The sequence below is a fragment of the Stenotrophomonas sp. 21LCFQ19 genome, assembly GCF_056861425.1.
This window is the reverse complement of record NZ_JBSPUF010000008.1, coordinates 194,643-217,264: the sequence shown is the minus strand read 5'-3', so window position 1 is coordinate 217,264 and position 22,622 is coordinate 194,643. Positions and strand designations below refer to the sequence as shown.

Annotated in this window: 25 protein-coding genes; 7 read left to right on the top strand and 18 right to left on the bottom strand. The window is 64.5% G+C overall.

Going from position 1 to position 22,622, the window contains the following annotated elements; translation table 11 throughout:
- Positions 1-32: 32 nt before the first annotated feature.
- Complete coding sequence (locus tag AC13FW_RS11145; RefSeq protein ID WP_296251663.1) at positions 33-1,394, bottom strand: MFS transporter; 1,362 nt, start codon at positions 1,392-1,394, stop codon at positions 33-35.
- A 74-nt stretch (positions 1,395-1,468) separates the two neighbouring features.
- On the opposite strand from AC13FW_RS11145, the gene soxR reads away from it, so the two are divergent.
- Complete coding sequence (gene soxR, locus AC13FW_RS11140) at positions 1,469-1,903, top strand: redox-sensitive transcriptional activator SoxR (protein ID WP_282268518.1); 435 nt, start codon at positions 1,469-1,471, stop codon at positions 1,901-1,903.
- A gap of 90 nt (positions 1,904-1,993) precedes the next feature.
- On the opposite strand, the gene AC13FW_RS11135 is transcribed toward soxR, so the two are convergent.
- The 5 genes from AC13FW_RS11135 to AC13FW_RS11115 form a co-directional block, all read right to left on the bottom strand.
- Positions 1,994-2,401 (bottom strand): hypothetical protein, encoded by a 408-nt coding sequence (locus AC13FW_RS11135; protein WP_282268515.1) that lies wholly within the window; start codon positions 2,399-2,401, stop codon positions 1,994-1,996.
- 82 nt (positions 2,402-2,483) lie between these two features.
- Complete coding sequence (locus AC13FW_RS11130; protein WP_482989086.1) at positions 2,484-3,833, bottom strand: phosphatase domain-containing putative toxin; 1,350 nt, start codon at positions 3,831-3,833, stop codon at positions 2,484-2,486.
- A gap of 334 nt (positions 3,834-4,167) precedes the next feature.
- Positions 4,168-4,629, bottom strand: coding sequence for a DUF4426 domain-containing protein (locus AC13FW_RS11125; protein ID WP_482989085.1), 462 nt, complete (start codon positions 4,627-4,629; stop codon positions 4,168-4,170).
- 236 nt (positions 4,630-4,865) lie between these two features.
- The gene (proC, locus tag AC13FW_RS11120) at positions 4,866-5,711 is read right to left on the bottom strand and encodes a pyrroline-5-carboxylate reductase (RefSeq protein ID WP_296251655.1); all 846 of its coding nucleotides are present in this window, start codon (positions 5,709-5,711) and stop codon (positions 4,866-4,868) included.
- A gap of 19 nt (positions 5,712-5,730) precedes the next feature.
- Complete coding sequence (locus AC13FW_RS11115) at positions 5,731-6,393, bottom strand: YggS family pyridoxal phosphate-dependent enzyme (RefSeq protein ID WP_282268507.1); 663 nt, start codon at positions 6,391-6,393, stop codon at positions 5,731-5,733.
- 96 nt (positions 6,394-6,489) lie between these two features.
- Between AC13FW_RS11115 and AC13FW_RS11110 the strand changes: the two genes are divergently transcribed.
- Entirely contained in the window at positions 6,490-7,527 is a 1,038-nt protein-coding gene (locus tag AC13FW_RS11110; protein ID WP_296251652.1) for a type IV pilus twitching motility protein PilT, read from the top strand.
- A 112-nt stretch (positions 7,528-7,639) separates the two neighbouring features.
- On the top strand, positions 7,640-8,770 hold the full coding sequence (locus AC13FW_RS11105) for a PilT/PilU family type 4a pilus ATPase (RefSeq protein ID WP_482989084.1): 1,131 nt from the start codon (positions 7,640-7,642) through the stop codon (positions 8,768-8,770).
- Positions 8,771-9,067: 297 nt separating this feature from the next.
- Here the strand turns inward: AC13FW_RS11105 and AC13FW_RS11100 are convergent, their stop codons facing one another.
- Positions 9,068-9,604 (bottom strand): DNA-3-methyladenine glycosylase I, encoded by a 537-nt coding sequence (locus AC13FW_RS11100; RefSeq protein ID WP_482989083.1) that lies wholly within the window; start codon positions 9,602-9,604, stop codon positions 9,068-9,070.
- A gap of 77 nt (positions 9,605-9,681) precedes the next feature.
- On the opposite strand from AC13FW_RS11100, the gene AC13FW_RS11095 reads away from it, so the two are divergent.
- From AC13FW_RS11095 to AC13FW_RS11080, 4 genes are all read left to right on the top strand, one after another.
- A complete protein-coding gene (locus AC13FW_RS11095; protein ID WP_296251645.1) occupies positions 9,682-10,248 on the top strand; it encodes a YqgE/AlgH family protein in 567 nt (188 codons plus the stop codon).
- Positions 10,241-10,708 (top strand): Holliday junction resolvase RuvX, encoded by a 468-nt coding sequence (gene ruvX / locus AC13FW_RS11090; RefSeq protein ID WP_296251643.1) that lies wholly within the window; start codon positions 10,241-10,243, stop codon positions 10,706-10,708. Before AC13FW_RS11095 ends, ruvX begins: the two co-directional genes overlap by 8 nt.
- A 17-nt stretch (positions 10,709-10,725) precedes the next feature.
- Positions 10,726-11,676, top strand: a complete 951-nt coding sequence (locus AC13FW_RS11085) for an aspartate carbamoyltransferase catalytic subunit (protein WP_282268494.1) — start codon at positions 10,726-10,728, stop codon at positions 11,674-11,676.
- 76 nt (positions 11,677-11,752) lie between these two features.
- A complete protein-coding gene (locus AC13FW_RS11080) occupies positions 11,753-13,180 on the top strand; it encodes a hypothetical protein (RefSeq protein ID WP_482989082.1) in 1,428 nt (475 codons plus the stop codon).
- Between the two features lie 129 nt (positions 13,181-13,309).
- Here the strand turns inward: AC13FW_RS11080 and AC13FW_RS11075 are convergent, their stop codons facing one another.
- The 11 genes from AC13FW_RS11075 to AC13FW_RS11025 all read right to left on the bottom strand — a co-directional run bounded on the left by AC13FW_RS11075 (position 13,310) and on the right by AC13FW_RS11025 (position 22,610).
- On the bottom strand, positions 13,310-14,047 hold the full coding sequence (locus tag AC13FW_RS11075) for a hypothetical protein (protein ID WP_482989081.1): 738 nt from the start codon (positions 14,045-14,047) through the stop codon (positions 13,310-13,312).
- A gap of 76 nt (positions 14,048-14,123) precedes the next feature.
- Positions 14,124-14,387 carry a hypothetical protein gene (locus AC13FW_RS11070; RefSeq protein WP_482989080.1) on the bottom strand — a complete coding sequence of 88 codons (264 nt, stop codon included), beginning with the start codon at positions 14,385-14,387 and terminating at the stop codon, positions 14,124-14,126.
- A gap of 117 nt (positions 14,388-14,504) precedes the next feature.
- Positions 14,505-15,866 (bottom strand): magnesium transporter, encoded by a 1,362-nt coding sequence (mgtE, locus tag AC13FW_RS11065; protein WP_282267877.1) that lies wholly within the window; start codon positions 15,864-15,866, stop codon positions 14,505-14,507.
- A 118-nt stretch (positions 15,867-15,984) separates the two neighbouring features.
- On the bottom strand, positions 15,985-17,706 hold the full coding sequence (gene ptsP, locus AC13FW_RS11060) for a phosphoenolpyruvate--protein phosphotransferase (protein ID WP_296251020.1): 1,722 nt from the start codon (positions 17,704-17,706) through the stop codon (positions 15,985-15,987).
- Positions 17,707-17,752: 46 nt separating this feature from the next.
- Positions 17,753-18,022: an HPr family phosphocarrier protein gene (locus AC13FW_RS11055; RefSeq protein ID WP_282267872.1), complete on the bottom strand. Its 270-nt coding sequence runs from the start codon at positions 18,020-18,022 to the stop codon at positions 17,753-17,755.
- Positions 18,015-18,407: a PTS sugar transporter subunit IIA gene (locus tag AC13FW_RS11050; protein WP_282267870.1), complete on the bottom strand. Its 393-nt coding sequence runs from the start codon at positions 18,405-18,407 to the stop codon at positions 18,015-18,017. Before AC13FW_RS11050 ends, AC13FW_RS11055 begins: the two co-directional genes overlap by 8 nt.
- 98 nt (positions 18,408-18,505) lie before the next feature.
- Positions 18,506-19,384: an RNase adapter RapZ gene (rapZ, locus tag AC13FW_RS11045; RefSeq protein ID WP_482989079.1), complete on the bottom strand. Its 879-nt coding sequence runs from the start codon at positions 19,382-19,384 to the stop codon at positions 18,506-18,508.
- Complete coding sequence (gene hprK / locus AC13FW_RS11040; protein WP_282267866.1) at positions 19,381-20,331, bottom strand: HPr(Ser) kinase/phosphatase; 951 nt, start codon at positions 20,329-20,331, stop codon at positions 19,381-19,383. The genes rapZ and hprK overlap by 4 nt, the downstream gene beginning before the upstream one ends.
- A complete protein-coding gene (locus AC13FW_RS11035) occupies positions 20,328-20,780 on the bottom strand; it encodes a PTS sugar transporter subunit IIA (RefSeq protein WP_296251014.1) in 453 nt (150 codons plus the stop codon). The genes hprK and AC13FW_RS11035 overlap by 4 nt, the downstream gene beginning before the upstream one ends.
- Before the next feature lie 26 nt (positions 20,781-20,806).
- Entirely contained in the window at positions 20,807-21,121 is a 315-nt protein-coding gene (hpf, locus tag AC13FW_RS11030) for a ribosome hibernation-promoting factor, HPF/YfiA family (protein WP_282267862.1), read from the bottom strand.
- Positions 21,122-21,179: 58 nt separating this feature from the next.
- Positions 21,180-22,610 (bottom strand): RNA polymerase factor sigma-54, encoded by a 1,431-nt coding sequence (locus AC13FW_RS11025; protein WP_482989078.1) that lies wholly within the window; start codon positions 22,608-22,610, stop codon positions 21,180-21,182.
- Between the last annotated feature and the right edge of the window lie 12 nt (positions 22,611-22,622).

Below are 22,622 nucleotides of genomic sequence, written 5' to 3'. Positions count from 1 at the left end.
GGAGATTGCTGAGCTGCGTGATCGAGCGCTGCTTAGCTGATGCGGCGACCAACCACGGTTGCCAATCCGGCCAACAGCAGCGTCACCGCGAAGCACAGCAGATAGCCGCTGGTTTCATTGCCGCCAACGGTTGCGGCAAACAGCGAGCCGGAGATCGCCAGCGTCGAGGCGACCGCGATGCCTTCGCTCAGCTGCAAGGCCGAGCTGTTGGCACCTTGCTCGTGCGGCGCTGACAGCGACAAGGTCAGCACCGACAGGCTGGGGTAGATCAGGCCCATGCCCAGCCCGGTAAGCGCCCAGCCGGCAAGCGCCAGCATCAAAGGCACGCCTGGATACAGGGTAAGCACGGTGATCAGCAGGCCGGCCAGCATCAGCCAGGTGCCAGCCTGCAGCATGTGCGTACGGCGCCAACCGAAATGCTGGTGGCCTTGCATCCACGAGCCGGAGAACCAGCCCAGCGCACCCAGGCTGAGCGCTGCGCCGGCCCACAGCGGCGACAGGTCGCGCTCGCGCTGCAGCAGCAGTGGCAGGAAGGCCTCGGCGCCAAAGAAGGCCGAGGCGGCAATGCCACGCAAGGCAATCACGCTGGGCAGGCCGCGGCGCAGCAGCAGGCTGCCGCTGGGTAGCAGATGACGCGCACAGAAGATCAGTGCAATCACTGCCACCGTCATCACCGCCAGCGCCTGCACGCCTTGCAGCTGTCCGCCGACGTAGAGCAACAGTGCGGCCAGCGCGGTGCCTATCGCCCAGCGCACCACTGGCCGCTGCTCGACATCGCGACGGATGCTGGTTTGGGTACTGCGCAAGGCCGGCAACAGCAGCCACGCCGCCGGCAAGGCCAACACCGGCACGATGAGGAAGACCCAGCGCCAGCTCAGGTGCTGCACGATCAGGCCACTCAGGCCGGGGCCGATCAGCGAGGGCACCACCCAACCGGCGGAGAAGGCTGCGAACACTTTCGGCCGCAGCGCTTCCGGATAGGTGCGCGCCACCAGCACATACAGCGACACCGAGATCGCGCCGATGCCGACGCCCTGCAACAGGCGGCCGATGATCAGTACATCCATGCGCGGCGCCAAGCCGGCCAGCAGCAGGCCAATCAGGAAGCTGCCCAGGCCCAGCCACAGCGGTCGCGCCGGACCTTGCTGGTCGCACATGCGGCCAGCCAAGGTCATGCCGATCACGCTGGTGGCCAGTGCGCCGCCGAAGGCCAGCGCGTACAGGCGCAGCCCGTCCAAGGCCTGCGCCACGCTCGGCATGGCGGCCGCCACGGCCAGCGCTTCGAAGGCGATCAGCGAGATCAGCGCGACCATGCCGAAGGTGGTGGCACGGTATTGCGGGGCGAGGATGGAGGTGCTGGCCGGTGGGGCCGAGGCGATGCTTTGGGAACTCATGATGCGACGCTGCTGCTTGAGTTGCGGCTGGGGGGCGTGCAGCATCACACCTCAACCATGGTTGAGGTCAAGTGATGTCCACGCGGGAATTGAGTGTAGGTGAAGTGGCCCGGCGCAGCGGTGTTGCGGTGTCGGCCTTGCACTTCTATGAGCGCAAGGGACTGATCCACAGCCAGCGTACTGCCGGTAATCAGCGAAGGTTCCAGAGTGATGTGCTGCGCCGGCTGGCGCTGATCCAGGCCGCACAACGCGTGGGCATGCCGCTGCAGGCGGTGGCCGAGCGCCTGGCCGAACTGCCGGAAGGGCGCGCACCCACAAAGGCTGACTGGGCGAAGATGTCCGCGCGCTGGCGCAAGGAACTGGACGAGCGCATCGCAACGCTGCAGTTCATGCGTGACCAGCTCAGCGATTGCATCGGCTGCGGCTGTCTGTCGCTGAAGCGCTGCGGCCTGCTGAATCCGCAGGATGTGCTGGGGCAGCGCGGCGAAGGCCCGCAACGCGTGGGCTAGCGTTGCGAGACGGTATCGGCAAGCTGCCGGGTATCGGACGAGACGCCAGCAGTGCCTGCTGCCCGGGTCACAGTGCGTGGCCCGGATGGATCAGATTTCCGCTTCGATCAGCGGCATCGCCAGGCGTGAGCGGGTCAGCACCATGCCGAGGTTGGCGGTGCGGCGGCAGACAAACACCATCACGTAATCCGGGTAGCGCTTGCCGCGCATGAAGACATGGATCAGGTTTTCGCTGTTGACGATGATTTCCTGGAAATAGTGCGCGCCTTCCTGGTCTTCCAGGCCGCGTGCGCGGCGGAACATCTGCTCGATGCTGCGGATGTTCGGGCCCTGGTACAGATCGGCGGTAGCCGCGGCGACCAGATCCAGCACTTCGCGCGGATGCGAATCCACGGTGCGTACCGACAGCAGCATGCCGGAGCTGATATCGACGTAGCCGGCGGCGACGCATTCGGGGATGGAGGCAACGGATTGCTGCAGGGTGGTGTCGAGCGACATGGGGGAATCCTTGCGGAAGGGGGAGAAAAGAAAAAACGATGCCCGCAGGCCGCAGTGCGACCCGGCATCACTCAGGGGTTGATCAGTCGCAGGCGCGGATCAGCAGGTTTTCTTCCAGTGCATGCAGCAGGTCTTCCTGCTCCTGCGACTGCACGAAACCCGGGTCCAGCGTGCGCAGGCGGCGCAGTGCCTCATTGGCGGTGAGGCCTTCGCGTATCAACCACGCGGCCAGCACCATGCCCGTTCGGCCAAGGCCGGCCAGGCAGTGCACGGCGACGACTTCGCCTTCGCGCAGCATCACCTCGATCTTGGCCAGCAGCAGCTTGGCCCATAGCAAGGGCGGTGCGCCGCGGTCGGCGATGCCCAGGTGATAACTGCGCAGCCCGTAGGGAGCCAGTCGCTCGGCCGACATCTCGCGTTCGGTGAGGTTGACCAGCACGGTGACGCCCATGCCGCGCAGCAACGCCAGATCGTGATCGATGGCGAATACCACGCCGGGCATCGGGCAGCCGGCGAGCTTGCCCGGTACCAGCCAATGGAAGCCGTTGGGGCCGCGCCGGGATGGCGTGGCAGACAGGCGGACCGGCGCTGGTGTCTGCATCGGTGCTGGACGCGCAATGGAAGCTTCGGCCGCAGGCGTGACAGGCTGGCTTGGTACCTTCTCGGCGATGGCAACGGGCGCTGGTGCGACGACACCATCGGCGAGGTCCTCGGCGCGCGCATCCGGCGCGGGCACATGGCAGCTGCCGGTGCGCAGGAACTGCGCCAGCACCGGGTGCTGCCTGCTATTGGCAAAGAAAGCATCCACCGGCGCATCAACCTGCACATGGCCGCCGGCCAGCAGGATCACCCGCGAAGCGATACGTCGTGCCTGGCCTTGATGGTGCAGGCTGACCAGACAGCAGTGGTTGGCGGATAGACGTTCAATCAGCGTGAGCACGGCTTCCGCCTCGGCCGGTTCCAGCTCGCTGGTGGGTTCGTCGATCAACAGCAGCGCGCTACCGCTGAAGGCGGCGCGCAGGATGGCGACCTGGCGAGCGAGTCCGCGCGGCAGGTCGATCACCCGCTGCTGCAGATGTGCGGCCACGGCGGTAGCGCCCAAGGCCTGCAGGCGCGTGTCGATCTGTTCGCGCAATGCCTGTGGCTTGTTGCCTGATTGCGGGCGGAGCGCAGCGCTGAGGTTTTCCAGCACGCTGAAGCCAAGTTCGCGTGCGTGTTGTTGCACCAGTACCGGTGGCTGCGTTGCCGCTTCCAGCGGTGCGCCTTGGAACAGCAGCGTGCCCCAACGCCCGCCATGGGCGTTGCTTTGGCCAGACAGCGCCTGCAGCAACGAGGACTTGCCGGTGCCGCCCGGGCCCATCAACACCACGATGCCGGTACCGCTGATGTCCAGATCAATCGATGCCAGCACGGTGCGTTGGCCACGGCGCATGCCCCAGCCTTGCAGCTGCAGCAACGGAGTAGGGGAGTTGTGGACTGGCAAGGACGTCACTCTGCCCGTCGCAGGCCCCGTTTCTGAGGCCTGCGCGGAATTGGAAAGGCGGCCAGTATGGTTTGTGTTAATTCCATGTCAATTTGACTTTGTGATGTGTGCGGGCAACGCGCAACGACCTCGCAAGCTGCGAGGTGATCGCTGCTGCGCTGTCATATCAAATTGATTGGGAAAGGAAATGCGCGCTTTTCAAGCAGCATTTCCAACGAGATTTGCAACGGCGAATACGGCGCTGAAACAACAAACAAGACGATGCTTATTGTTTCGGCGGGATTCAGAAATTCCGCTCGAAGCGAACGTTTCCCGCACCTGCATCCGCGCTTATCTGCAGATCCACGCGCAGTTGATCGCGTGGATGCGCGTCGAGCACACCGATGAGATCGGTATAGGAACCGGTACGCACCGCACGCAAGTCAATCTGTTGGCGCTTGCCGGAAAGGTCGGTGGCGATGGCTTGTACCTTGCCTTCGACTGGGAGTTCTTCGCCTTGTTCCAGTTGTCGTAGTGCAACCACCAACAGTGCGCGGTCGGCTTCGCGCTGCACCTGGTAGCTGCGGGCGACGGTGTCGTTCATGGCCAGCGTAGGCAGCAGGTTGTAGTGCACGCGCAGCTTGCCCAGGTCGGCGTGGCTGGGGTGCGCTTGTTGGATGACGGCTGCGCGCGGGGAGGGTTCCGCGGAGCAGGCGGCAAGGGTGAGCAGCAGGGTGGAGGACAGCGTTAGGGCGAACCGGGGCATGTTGGATTGCTCCTTGGGCTGTGGTGCTGGTTGTAGGAAAGAGGCTTCTTTCTGAGGGTCCAGAAGCTACAAGGCTTCGCCTTGCCCCTCTCCCGAACCCCCGCTCCGCGCCCCGGCCCTTGCGCCAGCGCAAGGGGGTTCGATGGGCAGCGAACCGGTGGTTCGCAAGCTGCCCCTCTCACCCCACAAGGGGAGAGGGGCTTGGGATTGCTTGCACCTTGCAGAGTTCTTGCTGCTCAATCGTTCGCAGCAGACAGCTCCTTGCCGCGCTTGGCTGCCGCATCGATGGCCTTCGCCGTCAGCGCTTCAAAGCCGCCTGCCTGGAAGGTTTCAATAGCGGCCTGGGTTGTGCCACCCGGCGAGGTGACGCGGCGGCGCAGTTCGGCCGGGGCTTCGCCGGCTTCGGTCAGCATGCGTGCGGCACCGAGGACGGTATCCAGTACCAGCGTGCGGGCCGCGTCTGCCGGCAGGCCTTGTTCCAGTGCTGCGGCTTCCATCGCCTCGGCGAGCAGGAAGATATAGGCGGGGCCGCTGCCGGAAACGGCGGTCACCGCGTCCATCAGTCCTTCGTTCTCGATCCAGACGGTGCGGCCAGCGCTGGCAAGCACCTGCTCGGTCTGCGCGCGCTGGGCGGCGGATACGCGCGGGTTGGCGAACAGGCCGGTGACGCCGGCACCGAGCAGGGCGGGGGTGTTGGGCATGGCGCGGACGATGGCCTGATCGCCACCCAGCCAGCGTTCGAGCTGCGCGGCGGTGATGCCGGCGGCGATCGAGGCAACCACCGGCTGCTGTGCAGCGGCGATGGGACTCAAGGCCTCGCAGACGGTACGCATCACCTGCGGCTTGACCGCCATCAACCACAGCCCGGCATGAGCGGCGGCGGCTTCGGCGGCGTTGTAGGTATGCACGCCGAAGTCCTGCGCCAGCGCCTCGCGCAGGGCGGCGACCGGCTCGGCAACATGGATGCGGCTGGCGGCCATGCCGCGTCGCAGCAAACCAGCGATCAGGCTGCGCGCCATGTTGCCGCCGCCGATGAAGGCGACATCAGTGTCGGGAAGGTCTGTATTCGGGCTGCTGGTCATCAATCCAATCTCGGTGCGATCAAGGGGAAGGGCGTTGGCCGAACAAGGCGGTGCCGACCCGGACCATGGTCGAGCCGGCGGCGATGGCTTCGGCAAAGTCACTGCTCATGCCCATCGAAAGTGTATCGACCTGCGGGTACTGCGCGGCCAGGTCGGTAAACAAGGCCTGCATCCGTGCGAACGCGGCCTGGCGTTTGGCCGCTTCCGGGAACGGGGCGGGGATCGCCATCAGACCGCGCAGGCAGAGCCGTGGCTCCTTGGCGACGGCCGCGGCCAGTGCAGCGACCTGCTCCGGGGTGCAGCCATGCTTGCTGTCCTCGTCGTCGATGTTGACCTGGATCAGCACATTGAGGGGGGGCAAAGCGGCCGGGCGGCCCTTGGCCAGGGCGTTGACCAGTTTGCCCCGGTCCACGGTCTGCACCCAGTCGAAGACCTGGGCGGCCAGCTCGGCCTTGTTGGACTGCAGGTGGCCGATCAGGTGCCACTCCAGGCCCAGTTCGGCCAGCTCGGCGATCTTGGCGGCCGCCTCCTGCACATAGTTTTCACCAAAGGCGCGCTGTCCTTGGGCGGCCAGTCCAGCCACCGCAGCGGCCGGCTGCAGCTTGGAGACGGCCAGCAGGCGGACCGGTTGGGAGGGGCTGGAAGCAGCGTCGATCTGCTGCCGGAGGGTGGCCAACGACACGGTTTGCAAAGCATCTACCTCTTACGTGGGAAGGCTTATACTGCCTGCCAGGGGAAACACCTTACATATACTCGCAACGCAGGGGACAGAGCGCGTATGGACATCGCTGAACTTTTGGCGTTCTCGGTCAAGAACAAGGCCTCGGACTTACATCTTTCCGCCGGCCTGCCGCCGATGATCCGCGTGGACGGTGACGTCCGTCGCATCAACATCCCGGCCCTGGACCACAAACAAGTGCACGCGCTGGTGTACGACATCATGTCGGACAAGCAGCGGCGTGATTACGAAGAGTTCCTCGAGGTCGACTTCTCGTTCGAGATTCCTTCGCTGGCGCGCTTCCGTGTCAATGCGTTCAACCAGAACCGTGGTGCCGGTGCGGTGTTCCGTACCATTCCCTCGGAAGTGCTGACGCTGGAAGACCTGGCCTGCCCGCCGATCTTCCGTGAGTTGATCGAGCAGCCGCAGGGTCTGATTCTGGTCACCGGCCCGACCGGTTCGGGCAAGTCGACCACGCTGGCGGCGATGATCGATCACATCAACAAGAACGAATACGGTCACATCCTCACCGTCGAGGACCCGATCGAATTCGTGCACACCTCGCAGAAGTGCCTGATCAACCAGCGCGAAGTGCACCGTGACACGCACGGCTTCAACGAAGCCCTGCGCTCGGCGCTGCGTGAAGACCCGGACATCATCCTGGTCGGCGAATTGCGTGACCTTGAGACCATTCGTCTGGCACTGACCGCGGCAGAAACCGGTCACCTAGTGTTCGGCACCCTGCATACCAGCTCGGCGGCCAAGACCATCGACCGTATCATCGACGTGTTCCCGGCCGGCGAAAAGCCGATGGTGCGCTCGATGCTGTCCGAGTCGCTGCGTGCTGTGATTTCACAGGCACTGCTCAAGCGTGTCGGCGGCGGCCGTGTGGCCTCGCACGAAATCATGGTGGCAACACCGGCGATCCGTAACCTGATCCGCGAAGACAAGGTGGCGCAGATGTACTCGTCCATCCAGACCGGCCAGCAGGTGGGCATGCAGACGCTGGATCAGAACCTGCAGGATCTGGTCAAGCGCAGCCTGGTCACGCGCAACCAGGCCAAGGAATACGCCAAGGACAAGCGTCTGTTCGAGTAATTCCAGGTTTCGGGATTGAAGATTCGGAATTCGGGATTCGCAAAAGCCGGAATCGACGGGGCGCGATGGGGTCATCCCACGCCCTGTCCCGGCTCTCCATCGGGAGCCAGACATGAGCACTATTGATTTCACCTCGTTCCTCAAGCTGATGGCGCACCAGAAGGCGTCGGACCTTTTCATCACCGCCGGCATGCCGCCGTCGATGAAGGTCAACGGCAAGCTGTCGCCGATCACCCAGACACCGCTGACGGCGCAGCAAAGCCGCGACATGGTGCTCAACGTGATGACGCCGGCGCAGCGCGAGGAGTTTGAGAAAACCCACGAATGCAACTTCGCCATCGGTGTATCCGGCGTGGGTCGCTTCCGTGTGAGCTGCTTCTACCAGCGCAACCAGGTAGGCATGGTGCTGCGTCGCATCGAGACGCGCATTCCCACCGTGGAAGAGCTGAACCTGCCGCCGGTGGTCAAGACGCTGGCGATGACCAAGCGCGGCATCATCCTGTTCGTCGGCGCCACCGGCACCGGCAAGTCGACCTCGCTGGCGGCGATGATTGGCTACCGCAACCAGAACTCGACCGGCCACATCATCACCATCGAAGACCCGATTGAATTCGTGCACAAGCACGAAGGCTGCATCGTGACCCAGCGCGAAGTCGGCATCGATACCGACAGCTGGGAAGCGGCGCTGAAGAACACCCTGCGGCAGGCGCCGGACGTGATCATGATCGGCGAAATCCGTACCCGCGAGGGCATGGATCACGCGGTGGCGTTTGCCGAAACCGGCCACCTGGTGCTCGCCACGCTGCACGCCAACAACGCCAACCAGGCGATGGACCGCATCATCAACTTCTTCCCGGAAGACCGCCGCAACCAGTTGCTGATGGATCTGTCGCTGAACCTGAAGGGCGTGGTCGCGCAGCAGCTGGTGCCGACCCCTGACGGCAAGAGCCGCCGCGTGGCGATGGAAATCCTGCTGGGCACGCCGCTGGTGCAGGATTACATCCGCGACGGCGAAGTGCACAAGCTCAAGGAAGTGATGAAGGATTCCGTGCAGCTGGGCATGAAGACCTTCGACCAGAGCCTGTTCGAGCTGTACCAGGCTGGCGAGATCAGCTACGACGACGCCTTGCGCTACGCCGATTCGCAGAACGAAGTGCGCCTGCGCATCAAGCTGTCGCAGGGCGGTGACGCCAAGACCTTGTCGCAGGGTCTGGATGGTGTGGAGATTGCCGAGGTTCGCTGAGTCTGGCGGGATTGGTTGTTTGAAAAGCCGCTCCTTTTGGGGCGGCTTTTTTGTTTGGGGGGGGAGATCAAGATCAAGATCAAGATCAAGAGCACCCCTCCCGAACCCTCCCCTTCGCTGCGCGAAAGGGAGGGGCCAAGGCCGAGCCAAAGCGAAAGCCGAAGCCGAAGCAGAAGCCGAAATCCAGGGGGAGGCCGCTCTTCCCCCTCCCTTTCGCGCAGCGAAGGGGAGGGCCGGGGAGGGGTGCTTCTGCTCTTTGCCTTTGCTTCAAGCTCTCCCCAATCCCGAATCCCGGCCCTACCGCCCCATCCAAGCCGGCCCAATCGCCGCAATCTTCACCATCACCGGGCAATCCTCCCGGTGCGCGCCGGGCAGATAGCCCAAGCTCATCAAAAATTCGCCGGTGATCTCGCCGCCGGTAAACCGGAACGTCTTCTTGAACAGCTTCACCCAATCCGCCTTGGTCAGCGGATGATGCGCATCCAGCCATTCGGCGAAGCCGCCATGGGAGGCACGCAGCCCCTGGATCACCTGCGCGTTGTGGATCGCCGCTGCCACCTTGAGCCGGTTGCGGATGATGCCGGCATCGGCCAGCAGGCGGGCGATATCCGCCTCGCCATAGGCTGCCACCGCGTCCACGTCGAAGCCGCTGTAGGCGCTGCGGAAGCCTTCGCGCTTGCGCAGGATGGTTTCCCAGCTCAAGCCGGCCTGGTTGATTTCCAGTAGCAGGCGCTCGAAGAGTTCGCGTTCGTCGCGCTGCGGGAAGCCATACTCGTTCTCGTGGTACGGCCCGTGCACGGGGTGGCCCGGGGCGAAATCACAGTAGTAGGTCATGGGCGTGTCCGCGTTAAGGTAGGGCCGATTATCGCCCCTGCGAGGCGTCAGGCAGCCGCAGCCGGTAGAATGCAGACATGTCTGCGCTGTCACCACCTCTTTCCAATCACCTGCTGGTGGCTTTGCCGTCGCTGGTCGACCCCCAGTTCGCGCGTAGCGTGGCCTTGATCTGCCAGCACGACGAAAACGGCGCGATGGGCGTCGTGGTCAACCAGCCCTCCGATTTCACCCTGGGCGATGTGTTCGCGCAGATGGCGATCGATACCGACGATGGCGACCTGCGCGCCGTGCCGGTGCTCAATGGCGGGCCGGTACACACCGAACGCGGTTTCGTCATCCATGACGACGCCCGCGAATGGGATTCCAGCCTGAAGGTGGGCGATGGCCTCTACCTGACGACGTCCCGCGACATCCTCGAAGCCATGGCCCGTGGCGAAGGTCCGCGCAATGCCCTGGTCACGCTCGGCTGTGCCGGCTGGAGTGAAGGCCAGCTGGAGCAGGAACTGGCGGAGAACAGCTGGCTGACCGTGCCCGCCGACGCTGCCGTGCTGTTCGAAACACCGCTGGACGAGCGCTGGCAGTTGGCCGGCGCGCGCATCGGCGTTGATCTGTTCCTGGTCACCGGATACAGCGGCCGTGCTTGAGTCCAACACACTTTCCACCAGCAGCACGGTACTGGGCTTCGATGTCGGCTCGCGCCGCATCGGCGTTGCCATTGGCAGCTCGCTGGGCGTCGGCGCGCGTGCGATCGCGGTCGTCGATGTGCATGGCAATGGCCCGGACTGGAACGCGCTGGACAAGCTGCACAAGGAATGGCGGCCGCAAGGCATGATCGTCGGCGATCCGCTCACCCTGGAAGGCGAAGACCAGCCCAACCGCAAGCGCGCGCACGCCTTTGCCCGGCAGCTGCAGCAGCGCTACAAGGTGCCGGTATTGCTGGTGGACGAGCGTTCCAGCTCGGTCGAGGCGGCGCAGCGCTTCGCCGTGGAGCGCGCCGAAGGCCGCAAGCGCCGCCGCGATGCCGCCAACCTCGACGCCGTTGCCGCCGCCGTCATCATCGAGCGCTGGTTGTCGGCGCCGCATGAAGCCACCCCTATTTCCTGACTGTCGAAGACCCTGCCATGACCGCTTCGCAACTTGATGCCCAAGGACGCCTGCGCCACCTGCTGACCCTGGATGGGTTGCCGCGGGAAACCCTGCTGCAGCTGCTCGACCGTGCTGGCCAGATCCGCGATGCCGCGGTTGGCCGGATCAACAACAAGCGCGCGGTGCTCGCCGGTACCGGCGTTTGCACCCTGTTCTTCGAGCCCTCCACCCGCACCCGCAGCTCGTTCCAGCTGGCGGCGCAGCGGCTGGGTGCTGACGTACTGAATTTCGATGCTTCCACCTCTTCCGCGCGCAAGGGCGAGACCGCCAGCGACACGCTGAAGAATCTGGAAGCGATGGGCGTGCGCGGCTTCATCGTGCGCCACCCGGATGATGGTGCGGTGGCCGAACTGGCTGGCGTGGCTGGCGAAGGTACCGCGCTGATCAATGCCGGCGACGGCCGCAGCGCGCACCCGACCCAGGGCCTGCTCGACATGCTGACCCTGCGCCAGGCCAAGGGCAGCGATTTCTCCAAGCTGAAAGTGGTGATCGTCGGCGACGTGAAGCATTCGCGCGTTGCGCGCACCGATCTGCAGGCGATGCGTACCTTGGGCGTGGGCGAGATCCGCGTCTGCGGTCCGCAGTCGCTGCTGCCGGAGGATGGCATCCTTGATGGTTGCGTGGTCGGCCATGATTTCGACGCGATGCTGGAAGGCGTGGATGCGCTGATGATGCTGCGCCTGCAGCGCGAGCGCATGGAAGAAGGCCTGGTGCCATCGCTGGAGCAGTACCACGCGCAGTACGGCCTCAACAGCGAACGCCTGAAGCGTGCCGCCAAGGACGCAGCGGTGCTGCACCCGGGTCCGATCAACCGCGGCGTGGAAGTCACTGACGAAGTGGCCGATGGTCCGCAGTCGTGGGTATTGCGCCAGGTCGCCAACGGCGTCGCCGTGCGCATGGCCGTGCTGGAAACCCTGTTGGGCTGAGTTGGCAGCGGCAGGGCATTGACCCTGCCAGTGCTGATGAACCTGCGCTTGCAGGCAACACCGTGGAGCAACAAGTATGGATGCGAATGTGAAAGCCGGGCCGGTGCGGTCGGACCTGCTGACGATGTTGGTGTTGCTGGTGCTGGCCGCCGTGATCTGGGTGCCTGCGCTATGGACTCCGTTCTGGGGGGATGACTACGTCTTCCTGCATGCGGCGCGCTTGGCCAATCTGGCCAGCCAACCGTGGTCGGAAACCTTCTGGCCAGTGCAGCCGGAACTGTTCTGGCGGCCGCTGTCGCAGACCGCGTGGTGGCGCGTGGTTGAGAGTGTGATGGGTGGCAACGTGCTGGTGGCGCACTCCGTCATGCTCGTGTTGCAGTTGCTGGCCGCACTTGGTGTTGGCGTACTGGGACTGACCATCGCACGCGTTGCCGGTTGGCCGGCGCGTTGGGCCGTGGCGGGTTTGAGTGCGGGTCTGTACGGTGTATTGGCCGTCAGCCTGCTGACGGTGCATTGGGTTGCCGCAGCCAACAGCCCGCTTTTGGTGCTGTTGACCACGCTGTTGCTCGCAGCATGGCTGGCTGCCTCCACCGCGACCGCAGGCAAGCGCGCGCTGTTGCTGGTGGTGGTGCCGGGCCTGCTGGCCGTCGCCCTGCTAAGCAAGGAGTCGGCGATCCTGATGCCGGTGCTGATGCTGATCTGCAGTCTGTTCACCGGCGCGCGAATGCGCCGCGGCGAGTGGCTGGTTCTGATCTCATGCGTGGTTCTTGGCGGAATCTGGCTGCTGCTGCGGCAGAAAGCCACGCTGCCTCCTGCGCCGCAGTACGCCTACGGTTATGGCGGCAACCTGATCAAGAACGGTGCATCGTTCGGTGCGTGGTTGCTCAACGTGCCACGTGAGGCGCTGCGAATGATCGCCACCGGCGAGCTGCTGAAGGGCGCCGTCTGGGCGCTGCTGGCTGCCTTGCCGGTTGTGCTCGGCTGGGTGCTGGCTGCAGCCAAGGGCGGATGGCGGCGTCTGGATCGTCGCCAATGGGGGTTGCTGGCGGTGTTTGCTGTTGTCGCCTACACACCTTACTTCCCGCTGGTCTGGAACAGCTACGAGTATTACGCCGCGATTTCCGCGATCCTGCCCGCCATCGTGCTGGCGCGATTGCTGCAGGGTCGCCGGGTCGCTGTGCTGGTAGCGGTGTTGATGGCGGTGTCCTGCTGGGTGTCGGTGGCTGGAACGCGCTGGCTGGATCACCCGGGTCTTATCGGTCGCGCGCGCTGGGCGGAGGCATCTGTGCAGCAGTTGTCCGCGCAGCAGCTGAAGGCCCCGTTGTGGGTGCATGTCGCCGACGACCAGCGTTTCTATGCCATTGGCCTGCATGGTCTGGCATGGCGGCTGGACGTACCGTTGGAGCAGATCCACGCGGTGGACGCCTGCCCGTCGAGCGGCTCGGGTACCTGTCTGGAAATGGATGCCGAAGGGCGATGGGCCCATCGTCCAGTGGCGCCTTGAATTGCAGGTTGGGTGCAGCTTCTGCAGGCAGGTAGGGATTGCGCGTGTAGCCCCGCTGTAGAGCCGAGCCATGCTCGGCTGGGCGTTGCCGGGAAAGCCTCTGCCGAGCATGGCTCGGCACTACTGTTGTTACGGCTTTCCTGCCTGACGCTTGCGTTGCTGGCGGATGTAGGTGAGTTCGTTCTCGGCGACTTTATTGCCGGGCTCCAGCGCCAACGAGTCTTCGTAGGCTTTCTGGGCTGCGTCCAGATCGCCCAGTTCAATCAGGGCGTAACCGGTTCCGCGTAGTGCCAGCGCCTCGGCGTACGCTGCTTCAGGATGGCTGCGGGTCAGTGCCAATGCCTGCTGGTAGGTGCTCAGCGCAGCGGTCCAATCCTTGCTGATGTTCAGTGCCGCACCGCGCTCGGTCAGTGCTTCGGGCTCATAAGGCGCGGTTGCATGGGCCTTGTCCAGCCACTGCATTGCCTGTGCTGCATCGCGCAGTTCCACGGCGATGTAGCCCAGTTGGATGTAGACGTTGGCGCAGGCGCTGTCCAGCCAGTCGATGGGCTCGCCGTCGCCGTGATCCCGCAGGTAAAGCTCGTACTGGCGTTGGCTGCGGAAGCTCAGCGAACGTCGTCCTGGCGCTGCACGGTAAGCGTCACATTGTCGCGCGGCATCGAGCAGCAGGGCTTTGGCCTGGTCATGCTCGCCTTTCAGATTCAGGGCATTGGCCTCCTGCACGGAAGCGCGCAATTCCTTGCCCAGCGCTGGCTCACCGGGCCGTGAGTAGATCTGTGAGGTGCTGAGCCTGACTGGATCGTCGGGTTCGTCAGCAAGTGCGTTGGCGCAGGACAACGCCAGGGCAATACAAAGCAGATAACGCATACGTCCCCCCGCAGCGATGTGGAGGCCAGCGTAGCCGGAGCCGCGGCGAATCGGTAGGGGGCTCCGGTGCAGGCGCTCAGCCGCGCGGTGCCATCGCCAGGATTGCCAGCTGCTGCTGGGCTTCTTCATTGCCGGCTGCGGCGGCAGCCTGCACCTGGGCCAGGTCCGGGTGTTGCACAACCAGCAGCGGGTACTCGCATTCGGGGCAGGCGTATTCGGTCTGCTCGTCGTGCAGTTCCATTTCCATCTGCCGTGAGCTGCCCTTCCATTCGCAGGCGGGGCAGTTGTGCACGTCTTCGCGCCAGCCGGTCTGGTAGTAGTCGTTGACGGTGATGGTCATGGGTAAGGCCAAAAAAAAGAGCGGTGAAGTGTAGCCCGGGTAAGCGTGAGCGCACCCGGGGTTTTCCGCGAAGAGCTCCCGGGTGCGCTTGCGCTTACCCGGGCTACGGTTTCGCAATCAGTGCAGCAGCACCAGCGTGGCCAGGCCGAGGAAGGTGAAGAAGCCCATCGAGTCGGTGACCGCAGTAAGGAAGATGCCACTGGCCAGGGCCGGGTCGAATCCCAGCCGCTTCAACGTCAACGGCACCAGTACACCGGCGGATGCGGCAAACAGCAGGTTGAAGGTCAGCGCGATCGCAATCACCAGCGACAGTCCAGGCATGTGGAACCATGCCAGCACGATCAGGCCGAGCACGGTGCCCAGTACCACGCCGTTGAGCAGGGCCACGCGCAGTTCTTTCCACAGCAGGGTGCGGGCATTGGAGGCGCCGACCTGGCCCAGTGCCAGACCGCGGATCATCAGCGCCAGCACCTGGGTGCCAGCGTTGCCGCCCAAGCCGGCGACAATCGGCATCAACACCGCCAGCGCCACCAGTTTGTCGATGGTGCCCTCGAAATGGCCGACCACGCTGGAAGCAAGGAAGGCAGTGCAGAGGTTGACCGACAGCCACATCAGGCGACGGCGCATGGCGCGCCAGACCGGGCTGAACAGATCTTCGTCCTCGTCCAGACCGGCCGCACCCAGTGCCTGGTGATCAGCCTGGCCGCGGATGATGTCGACCACGTCATCGATGGTGATGCGACCGATCAGGATGTTGTTGTCATCCACCACCGGTGCCGAGACCCAGTCATGATCGGAGAACTGGCGGGCCACTTCGTCGGCGCTTTCGCCCACGTCGATGGCCGGCTGTTCGTCGTCGATCAGGCGGTTGATCGGGGTGGTGTCTTCATGGGTGACCAGCGAGGCCAGCGACAACCGGCCCAGATACTGGTGGCGACGGCTGACCACGAACAGGTGATCGGTGTGGTCGGGCAGCTCGCCGCGCAGGCGCAGGTAGCGCAGCACCACGTCGACATTGACGTCGGCGCGCACGGTGACCACGTCCGGGTTCATCAGGCGGCCGGCGGTGTCTTCCGGGTAGGACAGCACCTGCTCAAGCCGCTCGCGGTTCTCGCGATCCATCGACTTGAGCACTTCGTCGATGACTGTGTCAGGCAGGTCCTCGACCAGATCGGCAAGGTCGTCGATGTCCAGGTCTTCGACCGCGGCGATGATTTCGTCCGCGTCCATGTCTGCCAGCAGGCTTTCGCGCACGTCTTCACCGACATGCACCAAGACTTCGCCGTCGTCCTCTGGGTCGACCAAGCCCCACACCACCTCACGCTTGCCCGGTGGCAGCGATTCCAGCAGGTTGCCGATCTCGGCTGGCGACAAGGTGTTGACCAGGCGACGCACCGGCCCCAGGCGGCCGCTGTCCAATGCATCGGAAAGCAGGCGCAGCTGGCGTGCGGTCTTGTCGTGGCGTACGGCTTCAGCCATGCGCAGCTCCCGGTGTGGTGATGGCCGCTGTCCGTGGCGACTGGGCGCCAACGGCGGTGTTTAGCCCGCCATTATCACGTGCGACGCGCGGGCTTGCATACAACCGTTGCGCCCGGAATCAGTTTCCGGCGCTGCCGGTGATCCAGCGTTCAATGCCGCGGCGGTCGCGTGCAGCCAGCAATTGCGGGGCCTGCAGGCGCAGCTCGGCCAGGTTCACTTCACGGATGGCGCGCCGCACTTCCAGCAGCGTGGCCGGGTGCAGACTGAATTCAGTCAGTCCCAAGGCCAGCAGCAGGGCTGTCATGCGCGCGTCACCTGCCATTTCACCGCAGACCGCTACCGGGGTTTCATGCCGCTGCGCGGTTTCGATCACCTGGTACAGCAGCCGCAGCACGGCCGGATGCAGGGGCGAATACAGCTCGGCCACGGCGTCATTGTTGCGATCGGCGGCCAGCAGGTACTGGACCAGATCGTTGGTGCCGATCGACAGGAAGTCGACCTGGTCGATGAAGGTTTCCAGTGCGATTGCGGCTGCCGGCACTTCGATCATCGCCCCGACCGGAATGTTCTCCGCCACCTCATGGCCGTCATTGCGCAGGATTGCGGCCAGCCGCGACAGCCGTCGCCGTACCGCCATGATTTCCTCACGGGTGGTCAGCATCGGCACCAGGATGCGCAGCGGGCCGTAGCCGGAGGCACGCAGGATTGCCCGCAGCTGGGTGTCGGAGACTTTCGGACGGGCCAGCGACAGGCGCACGCCACGCAGGCCCAGTGCAGGGTTTTCTTCACTGCTGAGTACCAGACCGGTGCGGTCGGCCTTGTCCGCACCCAGGTCCAGGGTGCGGATGGTGACCGGACGCCCGCTCATGCCCAGCACGGTGTCGCGGTAGACGCGGAACTGCTCTTCTTCGTCAGGCAGCTGGTTGCGCTGCATGAACAGGAATTCGGTACGGTACAGGCCCAGTCCGCGGGCACCCAGCGCATGCGCCTGGGCGACGTCGTCATGCGATTCGGCGTTGGCGAGCAGGGTGATCTCCGCACCATCCAGGGTGCGGGTGGGCTTTGCCCGCAAGCGGCCTAGTTCGCGTTGCTCGCGGGCCAGCTCGCGTTGTCGGCTGCGGTACTGGCGCAGGTCGTCCGGGGCTGGATCGACCACGATCTCGCCGCTGACGCCGTCCAGGATCAGTACGTCGCCATCGCTGACCTTCTGCAGCACCGCATTTGCGGCCACCACCAGCGGCATATGGAGGCTGCGGGCGAGGATGGCGCTGTGCGAAAGCACGCTGCCGGCACTGCTGACGATGCCGACCACGCCCTGCGCCTGCAGCTGCGCCAGTTCCGATGGCGCGACGTTCTCGCAGACCAGGATTTCGCCGGCCAGCCCCTTCATGGTGGTGGTGCGTTTGTGCAGGAAGGACTGGATGCGACCGATCACATGGTCCAGATCATCCATCCGGCTTTTCAGGTAGGCATCTTCCATGCCTTCAAACACCTGCGCCAGCCGGTCGCGTTGCACGCGCAGGGCATGGCTGGCGCTGTAGCGCTTGCTGCGTACCAGCTCGTCGAGGCCGGTCAGCAGTTCAGGGTCGTCCAGCAGCATGGCGTGCAGTTCGAGGAACTCACCGACCTCGGACGGCAATGCACCTTGCAGGCGGGTGCGCAGCTCGCGCATTTCCTGGCGGGCCGCGTCGGTGGCGCGGTGCAGGCGTTCGAGCTCGTGTTCCACCGCAGCGGCAGCGACGCGCTTTTCACCAATGTCCTGGACATGCGGCAGACGCACGCGGGCGCGGCCCAAGGCAGAGCCACGGGAAGCCGGCAAGCCCGTTAGACGAGTCACCACTGCAAGCTCCTAGGCATGCCTGCAGCTGCGTGCGCGGCTTGCGCCATCAGCTGTCCTCGTCGAAACGGCGCTCGAACAGTGCGGCAACTGCCTCCAATGCGGCAGCTTCATCTTCGCCGTCCACGCGCACCGTCACCGGCGTGCCTTGGGCGGCGGCCAGCAACATCACGCCCATGATGCTCTTGGCGTTGACCTCGCGGCCCTTGGCCACAAGCGTGGCGTTGGAGCGGAAGGCGGACAGCACCTGCACCAGTTTGGCGGTGGCCCGGGCGTGCAGCCCCAGCCGGTTGGAAACCATGAGTTCTTGTTCAAGCATCGTCGGTGATGACTCCATTGCGAGCGCCCGCCGCCGCAGTGGCGGGCAGTTGGTCCAATCCCTGTTCCGGATAGTTCATTACCCGCAGCAACATCGCCAGACTCAATCCCGATACGCGCTTGGTAGGCGTGCCCAGGCGCGCCAGTTTGCCGGCAAGATTGCTCGGGCTGGCGCCATACAGATCGGTCAGTATCAACACGCCGCCTTCACCTTCCACCCGCCGCATCGCCGCAGAAGCGGCAGGCAGCAGGGCATCCAGGTCGGCGTCGAACGGCACTTCGAACGCTTCTGTTTTCAGCGGCAGTTGCCGCAACAAGGCGGTCGTCACTTCCAGCAGGGAAGTGCCGACACCGGTATGAGTAACTAGAAGAATGCCGCAGGTCATCCTTGAACGTTAACAGGTCAGGGTGAGTCCGCGATAGCGCTTAAAACTGTCTTCTGTGTGCCATTCAGGGCTTGCGCGCCTGACGCGCAAGCGCCCGCTCAGTCCTGTTCGCGATGGAAGGTGGCCACGTCCTGCCAGCCCTGCTCACGTGCGTGTCGGGCGAGGCGTTCGGCCAGATAGACCGAGCGGTGTTTGCCGCCGGTGCAGCCAAAGGCCACGGTGACATAGCTGCGGGTCTCGCCGCTCAGCTTGGGCAGCCAGGTATCGAGCAGATCCTGCAGCTGGGTGACGTAGCGCACCACATCGGGTTGCGCGTCCAGATACTCGCGAACCTCGCGGTCGCGCCCTGTCAGCGAGCGCAGTTCCGGGTCCCAGTGCGGATTGGGCAGTACCCGCGCGTCGAACACGAAGTCGGCTTCGGCCGGCACGCCACGCTTGTAGGCGAAGGATTCGAACAGCAGTGACAGCTTGCTTTCATGGCTGAGCGCAAACTCGGTGATTACCCGGCGCCGCAGCTGGTGCACGTTGAGGCGGGTGGTATCGATGATGGCATCGGCTTCGCGCCGCAGTGGGGCGGTCAGCTCGCGCTCGCGGGTGATGGCCTCCGGCAACGACAGGCCCAGGTGACTCAGCGGGTGCCGGCGACGGGTGTCGGCGTAGCGGGCCAGCAAGGTGTCGTCGTCCGCTTCGAAGAACAGCAGGCGTGCGTCGATACCGTAATTGAGTGCGGTTTTGCGCCATGTGGACAGCTGGCTCAGGTCGCTGCGGCCGCGTACGTCGATGCCGACCACCACCCGCTCCGGCCGGTTCTCATCGCGTTCGCCGAGCACGCCACGCACGAACTCCGGCAGCAGGTTTACCGGGATGTTGTCCGAGCAGTAGTAGTCCAGGTCTTCAAAGGTCTTCAAGGCCACCGATTTGCCCGAGCCGGACAAGCCGCTGACGATGATCAGTACCGATGCAGGGTGCGCACTCATGAACTACGTTGCTCCAGCAGGTTGCTATGGCGGGCGATGAACATCGCCGCCGGGTCGATGCCCTTGGTGCGCAGGATGTGCAGGCGGGTGGCGGCCTCGGTCAGTACCGCCAGGTTGCGTCCGGGCATCACCGGCAGGGTGATCAGTGGCACGTCCAGGTCGAGCACGTGGCGTTTGCCCGAATCGCCAGTGAGGCGTTCATAGCCGTAGCTGCTGGGCTCGGTCATCGGCTTGGTCAGGTGGACGATGAGGCGAAGGTACTTGTTCTTCTTTACAGAAGTGTCACCAAACATCTGGCGCACGTTCAGCACGCCCAGCCCGCGCACCTCCAGCAGGTCCTGCAGTAGCTCCGGGCAGGTGCCGTCGAGCACGTCCGGGGCAATCTGGGTGAATTCGGGGGCATCGTCGGCGACCAGGCGGTGGCCGCGGGACAGCAGTTCCAGTGCCAGTTCGCTCTTGCCCGAGCCTGCCTCACCCGTGATCAGCACGCCGATGGAGTAGATCTCCATGAATACGCCATGCAGGATCACCCGTGGCGCCAGCGTGCGGGCCAGATGGTAGCTGATGTGGTTGAGCAGCTCATGGCCGCGGCGTGGCGACACCCACAACGGGGTCTGCGATTCGTCGGCGGCCGAGCGCAGGTCTTCCGGGCAGCCATGGCTTTTGGTGATCACCAGCGCCAGTGGCCGCGCCTGGATGATGCGCTCGATCACTTCCCAGCGCTGGCGGGCATCCAGCGAATCCAGCCAGGTCAGTTCCTCGGTGCCGAGGATCTGCACCTTGTTCGGGTAGATGGTGTTGAGATAGCCGGCCAGCGAGGGCCGCCGCGAGACGGTATTGCCAGCCTCCAGCTCACGTTGCGCACCGGCATGGCCGGCGACCCAGCGCAGGTCGAGCTTCTCGCGCTGCTGGTCGAAGAGTTCCTGGGCGGTGATGCTGGTATTCATCCGCTACGCGCCTGCTGCGGGTTGATGATGATGTGCTTGAGGGTCTGCGCATCGGGGGCGACGCGCAATGCCTGGCGGATGTCGGGGTCGGAGAAAATTTCCGCCAGCTCCGACAGCAGCATCAGGTGTTGGTGGGTGTAATGCGCGGGTACCGCCATGGCGAAGACCAGATCCACCGGTTCGTCGCCGCCGAAATCAACGGGTTGTTGCAGCCGTAGCAGGGCGCCGCGAGGTTCCTGCAGGGTTTCAGAGCGCCCGTGGGGAATGGCGATGCCGTGGCCAATGGCGGTGCTGCCGACGTTTTCACGTTCGCGCAGGCTTAAAAACAGGCTGTCCGCGCCGGCTTCACGACAGGCGAGAAGGCGGGAAGCGGCTATCAGGGTGCTGTCTCGATCAGCGACCGCGAGTACCTGGGTACTCACGGCCGCCATCAGGTCGGTCAACGGCATGTTGGGCTTACGGCTGGGTGTAAAGATCAGCCATTGTCGCGCAGAGCATGCGATGCGTGGGGAAGATGCTTTTCCTTGTGCTTTATGACCAGTCGGTCGAGCTTGTCGGCCAAGACGTCGATGGCTGCGTACATGGTGGGTTCGGCAGCATCGGCGTGCAGGGTGCGCCCGGGTAAATTCACCGTGGCGACGACGAGATAGTCAGGCTTGCGGGTGGACAACTGGACTCGTACTTCGCAGTGCTGGTCGAAGTGTCGACCCAGCCGCTCCAGCTTTGTTTCCACGTACTCCTTCAGGGCAGGCGTGACTTCAACTTGCTGGCCATACGTCTCGATACGCATCGGATTCCTCCTGTGGTTCGGGGTTGCCTAATGAACCCTGCGCTGCTCAACGAATGCTTCAGGCGATGCGGACGCGTTCGTGAGAGGCACAGATGTTCATGGCCTCACGATACTTCGCAACGGTGCGGCGCGCTACCGGTATGCCACTGGTTTTGAGCATTTCAGCCAGCTTGGCGTCAGAAAGCGGTTTGCGCGGGTTTTCCGCGTCGATCAGGTTGCGGATCATCGACTGGATGGCGGTGCTGGAAGCCTCGCCACCGCCTTCGGTATCTATGCCGGAGGCAAAGAAGGCGCGCAGCGGCAGGGTGCCGCGCGGGGTACGCACGTACTTGCGGGCGATGGCGCGCGAAATGGTGGATTCGTGCAGTTCCAGCTCAGCGGCGATTTCACGCAGCGTTAGCGGACGCAGTGCCTGTTCGCCGAATTCCAGGAAGCCGGCCTGGTGATGCAGCAGGCTGTTGACCACCCGCAGCAGGGTTTCGCCACGGGCCTGCAGGCTCTTCAGCAGCCAACGCGCCTCCTGCAGCTGTGCGCGCAGATAGCTGGCGTCGGCGTCGCCGCAGCGGCGGATCAGTTGCTCGTAGCTTTGATTGATGACTACCCTGGGGCCAGCGTGCCCGGCCAGCGCACAGCGCCAGATGCCGCGCTGGCGCCAGACCACGCAATCGGGCACGACGTAGGTGTCAGACGTCATCTGCCCCAGTTGCTTGCCCGGGCGCGGATCGAGTGAGCGCAGCAGCTGCACGGCTTCTTCGACGTCGGCAACAGGCTGTTTCAGTTCCTGCGCGATGCCGCTGATGCCGGCGCGCGGCAAGCGCTCCAGTGGGCCATCGGCGATACGCCGGGCCAGGGCAAGGGCAGGGGTTTGGCAGGGCAGTACGTCCAGCTGCAGGCTCAGGCACTCGCCAAGGCTGCGTGCGCCAACCCCGGCCGGGTCAAAGCGCTGGATCTGGCGCAATACCGCCAGGATCTCATCTTCGTCGGCATGGGTTTCAGGCAGCAGTGTCTGTGCGATTGCCGACAAGGGCTCGCGCAGATAACCGTCTTCATCCAATGCATCGATCAAGGCCACGCCGATGGCGCGATCACACGGCCCCAGATGGGTCAGGTGCAGCTGCCACAGCAGGTGATCGGCGAGGGTATCGCCGTCCTCGGCCTGTTCGCGTTCGTTGTCTTCGTCGCCATCGAAGGAGCCGGAGCGACCACTGCTCCAGTCTTCGTCGCCGCCATCCCAATCTTCGCCATCGGCGTTGATGTCGCCTTGTGCGGGATCGATCGGGGCATCATCGTTGGCGCTGCCTGCGGGAGCCTCGTCGCCGTCGGCGCCTTCGGAGTTCTCGGCCCATTCCAGCAGTGGATTGGTTTCCACCGCCTCGGTCAGTTCCAGTTCGAGCTCGGTGCTGGACATCTGCAGAAGACGGATGGCCTGACGCAACTGCGGCGTCATGACCAGGTTCTGTCCCATCGATGTCTGCAGCCGAGCTTTCATGCCTGATCCGTT